The organism is Endozoicomonas atrinae (assembly GCF_001647025.1).
In the GTDB taxonomy this organism is placed as follows: domain Bacteria; phylum Pseudomonadota; class Gammaproteobacteria; order Pseudomonadales; family Endozoicomonadaceae; genus Endozoicomonas; species Endozoicomonas atrinae.
On record NZ_LUKQ02000296.1, the window covers coordinates 1 to 5,843 of the forward strand.

A 5,843-nucleotide genomic window follows, 5' to 3' on the forward strand; every position below is an offset into this window, starting at 1 on the left:
GAAAATCAACATCATTAAAACCTTCGGGTAGCTGTGGTCGACGAGACATCTGTTCTAGATAATGCATGGTAATGATGCCTAAGCATAGTTGGCGGCAGCTTAAGGATTTAGAAAATGCGATTGGTATTAGAAGTTACGCTATCAGCATTCACTTTAAGCGCCACAAATTTTGGAACATACTGCTGACTTCCCGGAACCAGGCCAGCCAATGTTGGGGTACCGAGAAATAATGCACCGGTCACACCTTCAAGCGTTGCTCCAGCAACACCAAGATCAACCTCAACAGTGGCATCACTGATACCAACCGTTAATACATCAATATCACCGCCAAGTTGAAAGTCTCCAGATACCCCGAGCGCCTTCTTGACTTCATCAATATTACTGCTGACATCAACCGATACTGCTTTGACTTTATTAAAGGCAAACGCACCATTGACCGTTACAAGCCCCGCCAGATTGATACTTCCATGCGCAGAAATCAGCTGCTGATTGCTGTCAAAATTCAAATAAATTTTATCGTTGATATCTGAGCTGGTTTGAACAGCGTATCCCAACCACAAGGGGTCATCAAAACCACTCTCTGCGAAGTCAATATAGGGGGTAACTGTCGTTCCACCAAAAAACTTGCCTGAATTGAAAGCAACTCTAACGTCTTTTAGCTCTGCAACATCCCCTAACCCAACAAATTGACCACTGTCAGCAAAGACAGAGAGAGCCTGAAAGCTGGCATTGAGACCACTACCGAAAAGCCCTGTTGGTTTGAAGGAAGCATAGGCAAAGTCAACATCACTTAAGAGAATACCAATAGCTCTGTCATTAATATTGCTGCCGCTATCAAAGCCGATACCACCAATCCCGGCAAATACCGTGACATTCTGCCCACCAATCTGCAGGCTCTCGACTTCAACGTCATAGCTGTACTCTTCTTTTTCTACACCATTGGGCACCTTAACATTGACGATTTGGGTAGGCCCTTTTTGAAAAGAAAAATTACCACTGGCCGTTACAAACCCACCAACATTAAGTTCAGCCTGGTTTAACGATGCCGCTATACGCTCATTTCCATCATAATCAATATAGATGGATTGGGAGCCTGCCTTGACTTCATAGCCAGCCGGGTCAGTTTTTCCATCACCATCCGCATCATTGTCTGCATTTTCTGCCAGGAAGCTGCTGCCAAAATCAATGACCGCTGCTCCAGCCCCCCCGGGCAAGGATTTGCCGGTGTTTATATTGATTCGAATATCTTCTGCACGCACGGTCAGCTGATCAATTCCAATTGCTTTCACACTGGTAGCTGTGGCAGAGATTGCCTGAAAATTCAGCAATCCACTATATGCAGGGCTGGTCGGGGTAAAGTCCACATAAGCAAAGTCAACGCCTGCAAGTGCCAGACCTGTGGCATCGGTATTCAATTCCCCCTCACTATCGAAACCTCCACCAACACCCACGAAGGCTTTCAAGCCGGAACCGGCAATGGATAACCCTGCCACCTCAAGATTATTGATGACAGAAGGAAAACTCAGCCCTTCAATATCGGATGGAACACCTGTAACGACATTGACATTCGCAGCCAATCCTTTTTCAAGGGTTAAATCTCCATAAACATGAACAAAATCCAGGAGACTCATCTGTGCATCAAATAGCGTTGCACTCGTCTGCTGAGCGCCGGCAAAATCCAATATGATGGGGTCAGCACCGCCTGCAACAGGAACCGATAAACCGCCATCAAAACTGGTCGCAAAATCCAGCGCCACCCCGCTGGCTGGCAACCAGCTGCCAGCGCCATTGATGGAGATCGTCGTATGACCTGCAGAAAGGGAGAACAGTTCACTAAAACCAACCACTTCAATACTGCCAATATCCGCCTTCAGTGCATAAAAGCTGGGTAAAGTACTCAGCAAAACGTCGTTCGGAATATCTTTCAGAGTTGCAAGGTCAGGAAGGTCAATGGATAAATCAAAAAAGTCAGCTGGTAGATTGAAGTAGGCCATGCCAAGGTTGACATCCTGAAGAACGACCCCCTTGGCCTGAGAGTTAACTTCACCCTCATCATCAAAATCACCATCATAATTCAGGTCAACTTTGTCAGGCCCGCCAAGACCAATAAACCCACTGGCATTGGTCATGCTGAGCGTCAGGTAAGTCCGATCCAGTCCATTAAGCTCTGCCGGTAAATCAAGGCTGATAGGAAACCCGGTAGCAACGGTCATGTCGTTAGCTACGCCATAATCCACATGCAGGTTGCCCTGAAAGTAGATAAATTCTGAGAACTGAATACGGGCCTGCCCCTCAAGAGGGTCTGTATTGTTAAAATAATGGCTGTTAAGCTTTTCACCAAAGGCATCAGCGTCATTCTGGCTGGAGAAATCAATCGCCAAACCGTTGCCCAACTCACGGTATACCAGTTCCAGGCCTTTTTCACTCTGAACGATCTGGAAGTAACCACTACCACCTTCCAGACCAAACAAGCCATCAGCACTTTCAAACTGACCTTCAACACTGCCGAATGTCATGATCTGGAAGCTGTCACCATCCTTCAGAGAAAAGCCATCAATAACCTTAATCGTAAGCTTTCCACCCAGCTGCGCCAGATTGTCCACTTTCACTTGATCGAACTGGTTGCTCTCTTTACCACCAATCTCAATAACCAGCTCAGACCCCGCGTTATAAGTAACACTATCCAACTCAACAATACCCGGTGAATTCCCAGGCCCCATAACACCGTTATTGATCAAATGCCCCTGGAAACTGCCATTGCCAGACAGCTCCTGATCTTGATCAATCACAAGCACATCCTGATCAGTTGCTATCAACTCTCCATCAACCGACAGGTTATTGTTGCTTAAAGCAAGAGCATTAAGAGACAGGGCTTCCAGTCCTTGAAATGGGTCCTCCTTCTTATGCTCATCCGGGGTAGCAATTGTAGACTGCTCAGCCACCTGCAAAATGGTGGTTTCAGTCGTTTGCTCAGAGCTATCAGCAAAAGAAATCAACAACGGATCTGCCGATAGCAGGATGCGTTCTTCTAATGCTTCCAGTTGATGTTGCTCACTTCCCTGCGCTTTATTTTTTTTATGCATAATGTTTTTGAAGCCTATCAATCGACAATTTGGTACTGTCGGCTACGACTGCTGCCAATTATTCAGTTTTGGTTTCAGGAAACTTCAAGATATCCACTGACACCCAGTTTGATTTCACCATCTGAGTTATCAAAATGAATAATCACTTCAATGAGATTGCTGGCTGAGTCGGTTACCGGAGAGACAAAAGCAACCGTTCCCTGACGAAGTACATACTTATCGCCAGCTTTAATAAAGAGTTCTACACTCTGGTTCACAGAAAGCTTTCGTCCCAAGCTCTCATCAACATTGGCAATAAACCGCCCTCTATTAGAGTTTACGATCCTCAACAAGGGTTTATTGGCCTGAGTGCTTTCCCCTTTATCAAGCCAAACTTTGGTGACGACACCTTCAAAAGGGGCAATAATCTGCCCCTTATTTAGCCTCGCCCTGGCAAGCTGATACTCCAGCTTTTCCTTACGCTCATTCACTTCGAGCTGATTGGTTTTTGCTACCTGTAGAAGGTACTGGAGCTTTTTTCCTTCCAGGTCTTCCCCACTGATTGCGCCAGTCTCTTCATGAAGGCTTTTGGCATTCTGGTAGAGCAGTTGATAGATCTCCATCTGTTGTCTGGATGCTTCCAACTCACTTTTGTCTTGCCACAGGAGAAAGGTGCGTTCAACCTCCAGAAGCTCTGGTTGTGTGTCCAGAGTCAGTAGCAAATCACCTGAAGAAACCTGCTGACCTTCTGATATCGGAATATCCGCGATACGTCCGGCCATCGAAACACTGAGCAACACGTCCTGCTCAGGCTCCGTAATACCGGTAATGGTCAATGCCTCATTAGAAGAAAGTGAAAATTCATCATCCTGAACCAGTGAGGCTACAAACTCATCCGACTCAACCATGGACACTATCGAAATAGCACTGCTATCCAAACCATTTTCTGCAAAAGAGAGTGAGCCAAATGTACTCAATGTAACAGCACCAGCCAGAAGGAGGCTTTTTTTCATAAAGGCAGCCCCTCAGGGTTGGGAGGAGATACTTGATCGGCTATATCAAAATAGCTGAACAGGCTTCCTTCCGCTTTCTTAAGCATGAATTTTGATTTTTGATACGCTGCTATAGCAGAGAGCAACTCAGACAGCGTTATTTCATACCGCCTCTCACTATCAATCACATCATCAATTGAAGCCTGCCCTTTGTCATAACTGCTCTGATGGATTAAAAAAAGCTCTTTATTAATTTTCCGAACCTTATCCAGCTGCTGAACGATGCTGTATTTATTTTCAATATCAGCGATCAGTGTTTTTAACTGATTCGCCAGCTTTATCTCAGTTTCCTTGATGGCATAAATCGCCTGCTGCGTTCTTACATTGGCAACCCCGACCTGGCTTCTGCCGATGTTGTTGGCCAGCGGTATTACAAATTCAACACCAACGCTGAATCCGGGGTAGTCTCCCGACAGAGTATCGTTAATGGCATCATGAGCTCTCATATCGAGACCATTCTGGTGATAACTTGCCAATACATCCAACTGAATAAGTGACTGGTTCTCGGCATAGACCAGTTTTATTTTTTCCTGCTCTGCCGTTTTAACCGCAGATAAATAAGAAGGGTTTAACTGATAGGCGGTATTTACGCTTGAAACGGAATCCAGCGCAGGCATTGATAAGCTTGCGATCAGCGTTTCAAAATCAGCACTTTCCGCTTTAATCACATAATCAGACTCAACAGACGATATCGCCATGTAATCTTTCAGAATGTTCATGGCTTCAATAAAGTTCTGATTTGCCTGGTTGAGAATAGCCTCTTCGGCAGCAAGTCGAGACTCAATCCTCATGACATCCGTTAATGGAATGTTATCAAACTGCACTCGTTTTTTAGCATTCGCCAACATCTGCTCCAGCAGTTCAATGCTGTGCTGGCTGATCTTGAGATTCTCCTGAGCCTGATAAAAATCCCAATACGCGAAAATTGCTTTATAAGCCTCTTCTAACCGGGCATTTCGGTAGCCCTGGAAAGCAATATCCTCGCCAACCTGAGAAGCCTGAAGTGGTAACGTGGCTGAACTGCCCCCATTCTTCAGAAAGGGTTGCCTTAATTTAACGCCCGCCTTGAAAACGTTCTCTTTGCCATAAAGAAAATCGGGCTGCACACTGTTCGTCAGTTTGCTCTGACTAACTTCAAACTCCAGAGTGGCTCCAGACTTTGCCTGTTTATATAAACCAAGAGAAAAATTATTGCTGCTTTCCTCAAACTCCGATAGTGAAGAGCGACTTAATGACTCCTGAATCGTATTTCTCTGTTCATTCTTTTCATGGATGATACTTCCCCGAAGCTCAGTATCAAATTGCCCTTCTTCATTCTGTGTTGCGAACTGGCTAGCATTCCAATCCAAAACACTGGATTGAATCACCAGGTTATCGCGGGTCACAATCCCCAGAAATGACTTAAGATCAAGCTCCAAAGTCTGCTCGTCAGCACTAGCATAATCTGCGCTAATTGTGGCTCCCATTAGGCATAAAAATGCTAACCGTGGGCGCCATAAAGGACGCGATACTCTTGACAAAAGAAATTTGTCGCACCGCGTCAGGAGCTGCAAGAACATAATCCACTTCCCTATTATTTTTTATTTATTTTTCAGAAATATAACGCGATGTGCGACTTTGTAAGAAGCTATCTCAAATTACTAGCATGATGGTAAGTCCAACTTAAATCTTCAAAATCACACAACTATACGCTTTCCGTTTTTTTAATCTTCGGAAATAAGGTTCTCAA

The 5,843-nt window shown here is 45.1% G+C and carries 3 protein-coding genes; all 3 read right to left on the reverse strand.

The features are described 5' to 3' along the window. Positions 1-107: 107 nt before the first annotated feature. A complete protein-coding gene (locus tag AK963_RS24585; protein ID WP_139117637.1) occupies positions 108-3,083 on the reverse strand; it encodes an LEPR-XLL domain-containing protein in 2,976 nt (991 codons plus the stop codon). Between the two features lie 74 nt (positions 3,084-3,157). Beyond that, entirely contained in the window at positions 3,158-4,075 is a 918-nt protein-coding gene (locus tag AK963_RS24590) for an efflux RND transporter periplasmic adaptor subunit (RefSeq protein ID WP_066018033.1), read from the reverse strand. Then, positions 4,072-5,580, reverse strand: coding sequence for a TolC family protein (locus AK963_RS24595; protein WP_066018034.1), 1,509 nt, complete (start codon positions 5,578-5,580; stop codon positions 4,072-4,074). Before AK963_RS24595 ends, AK963_RS24590 begins: the two co-directional genes overlap by 4 nt. Positions 5,581-5,843 lie beyond the last annotated feature (263 nt).

Coding starts and splice junctions, on each gene's coding strand:
- AK963_RS24585 (WP_139117637.1), bottom strand. CDS start 3,083: ATGCATAAAAAAAATAAAGCGCAGGGAAGTGAGCAACATCAACTGGAA.
- AK963_RS24590 (WP_066018033.1), bottom strand. CDS start 4,075: ATGAAAAAAAGCCTCCTTCTGGCTGGTGCTGTTACATTGAGTACATTT.
- AK963_RS24595 (WP_066018034.1), bottom strand. CDS start 5,580: ATGGGAGCCACAATTAGCGCAGATTATGCTAGTGCTGACGAGCAGACT.